This window comes from Aeromicrobium sp. PFPM2_SD2 (assembly GCF_057364525.1).
Window position 1 is genome coordinate 1 of sequence record NZ_JBNFNZ010000344.1, and the last position, 2,725, is coordinate 2,725.

General features: G+C 73.8%; 2 protein-coding genes. Both read left to right on the plus strand.

Going from position 1 to position 2,725, the window contains the following annotated elements; translation table 11 throughout:
• On the plus strand, positions 1-2,383 hold a 2,383-nt coding region (opgC, locus tag AC2W7G_RS13280; RefSeq protein WP_485868856.1), incomplete at its 5' end, for an OpgC domain-containing protein.
• A 70-nt stretch (positions 2,384-2,453) separates the two neighbouring features.
• Positions 2,454-2,725 (plus strand): benzoate/H(+) symporter BenE family transporter (locus tag AC2W7G_RS13285; RefSeq protein ID WP_485868857.1); only part of this gene is annotated, 272 nt, incomplete at its 3' end.

Here is a 2,725-nt window from a genome sequence, read left to right on the forward strand (position 1 = left end):
AGGCCGCGCCGGCGTCGCCCCGATCCGGGCCGCCCCCTGGTTCGGGCCGAGCCTGGACTGGGAGAAGGAGACCGCCGCCGGGTACGCCGACGCGCTCGGCGAGACGCCGTCGCTGTACGCCCAGCGGGTCCACTACCCGCTCGGCGCCGACGACGTCACCTACCTGCGCCAGTTCGTCCAGCAGGCGACCTCCCAGGGGGCGGTCGCCGTCGTCGAGCTGCAGCCGCAGGTCGCCCTCGACCGGCTGCGCGACCGGGACGCACGCCGCCTGGCCGACGTCCTGGCCCGGCTCCACCGCGAGCGCGACGCCGACGTGCTCGTCCGGTTCGCCCCCGAGATGAACGGCACCTGGGTGACCTGGGGGCAGCAGCCGCAGGCCTACGTCCGCGCGTTCCGCACCGTCGCCGACGCGGTGCACGCCGGCGCGCCGGACGCGGCGATGGTCTGGTCGCCGGCGTACGGCGCGGGCTACCCGTTCGGGAGCGCGTACGGCGCGGTCGACTCGCTGGACGCCGACACGGCACGGCTGGACACCGACGGCGACGGCCGGCTCGCCCGCGGCGACGACCCCTACGGCCCGTACTACCCCGGCGACGAGGCGGTCGACTGGGTCGGCCTGTCGCTGTACCACTTCGGCCGGGTGCAGGACTTCGGCGACAACGTCCGGCCCGCGGCCGGCGACCTCGCCGCCCGCCTGGACGAGCGGGCCGGCTACGGCGACGGTCGTGACCGCACCCCGTTCTACGAGCGCTTCGCCGAGCGCCGCGACCGGCCGATGCTCGTCGAGACCGGCGCGCTGTACAACGTCGAGGCCGACGGCGGCGACTCCGAGCTGGAGGTGAAGCGGACGTGGTGGCGCCAGGTGCTGGCCGCGCTCCCCGACCACCCCCGCATCGGCGGCGTGACCTGGCTCGAGCTGCGCCGGGCCGAGGCCGAGGCCGACGGCGACGTGGTCGACTGGCGAGCGGCGCACGACGCCGAGCTGGCCGACGCGCTGGCCGCCGACCTCGCCGGCTCGAGCGTCGACCTCGGAGCGGTGACCCGGGTCCTGGACGCGTCCGCCGGCAACGCGGCGACCGCCCAGGGCCGCCAGGCCGACGACGTCGGTGCCGAGATGGGCTGGATCGTGCTGTGCGTCGTCGTGCTGGCCGCGGCCTACCTGCTCGCGGGCGTCGTGGGACGGCTCGTGCCGTCGTGGCGCTACCCCGACGAGCACGACCCGCGCGACCGCCGGCTGGACCTGTTCCGCGGCTTCATCATCCTGGCCGTCGTCATCACCCACGTCGAGGTCGCGAGTCCGTACTCGTACGTCACGCTCAACGCGGTCGGCGCCATCACCGGAGCGGAGATGTTCGTCCTGCTGTCGGGCGTCGTGCTCGGCATGGTCTACGCGCCGACGGTGCGCCGGCTCGGGGAGTGGGCCACGGCCGTGACCATGTGGCGCCGCGCCCGCAAGCAGTACCTCGTCGCGCTGGCCGTCGTCCTGCTCGTCTACGCCCTCGGCCGGCTGCCGTTCGTCGACGCGTCCGTCGTCACGACGTTCACCGACCGCGGCACGGGCGCGGACGGCCAGGGCGCCGCCGGCCAGGTGTACGACCTGTACCCCAACGCCCAGCACCTGCTGGACTACCCGCCGCCCTGGTACGCGGTCAAGCAGCTGCTCCTGCTGCAGATCGGGCCGTGGGTGTTCAACATCATGGGCCTGTTCGTCGTCCTGAGCCTGCTGCTCCCCGCGCTCATGTGGCTCGTCCGGCGGCGGATGTGGTGGCTGGTGCTGGCGCTCAGCTGGGCGATGTACCTGGCGGAGGCGCAGTGGGACGTGCGGGTGCTGCCCTCGCAGTTCGAGGACGTCTTCCCGCTGCTCACCTGGCAGCTGCCGTTCCTGCACGGGCTCGTGCTGGGCCACTACCGGCGACAGGTGCAGCACGCGCTGACCACCCGCGTGGGCAAGGCGCTCGTGGGCGTCGCCGTCGTCGGCTACGCCGCGGTGCTGGGCTACCTGTGGCTGTGCCACCGCGCCGGCACCGACCCGGTCCTCCTGCCCGCAGGCAGCTACGGGTACCTGGACGACCACGCCTACACGCGGATCTTCCTGCAGGGAGGACGGCTGCTCGACCTGGCGCTCATGCTGGTCGTGGCGTTCGCCGTGCTCACCACCGTCTGGAAGCCGATCGACGCGGTCATCGGCTGGCTGTGGATCCCGTTGGGCCAGGCGAGCCTGTACGTCTTCATCGTCCACGTGTTCTTCGTCCTGGCGGTGGGCAACGTGCCGGGCCTGGACCGCGACAGCGTCTGGCAGGGAACCCTCGTCCACACGGCGGTCATCGCGGTCATCTGGGTGATGGTGAAGCGACGCTTCCTGTTCTCGGTGATCCCACGCTGAGCGCAAGCGCACCGGACCGGGCGGCGCAGCCCCTACGCTCGTCGCGTCGTCCCCGCCGAACGGAGTGCCCATGCGCGACAGCCGCCCCTACGTCGCCGGGGTCGTGGCCGCCCTCGTGGGCTTCACCAGCTCCTTCGCGGTCGTGCTGGCCGGGCTCACGGCGGTCGGCGCGTCGCCGGACAAGGCGGCGTCCGGACTGCTCGCGCTGTGCGTCGTCCAGGGCCTGGGGATGCTGGTGCTCGCGCTGCGCCACCGGCGCCCGATCACCCTGGCGTGGTCCACGCCCCGGCGCGGCGCTGCTCGTCTCGACCGGGGCAGGTGGACGGCGGGTGGGCCGCGGCG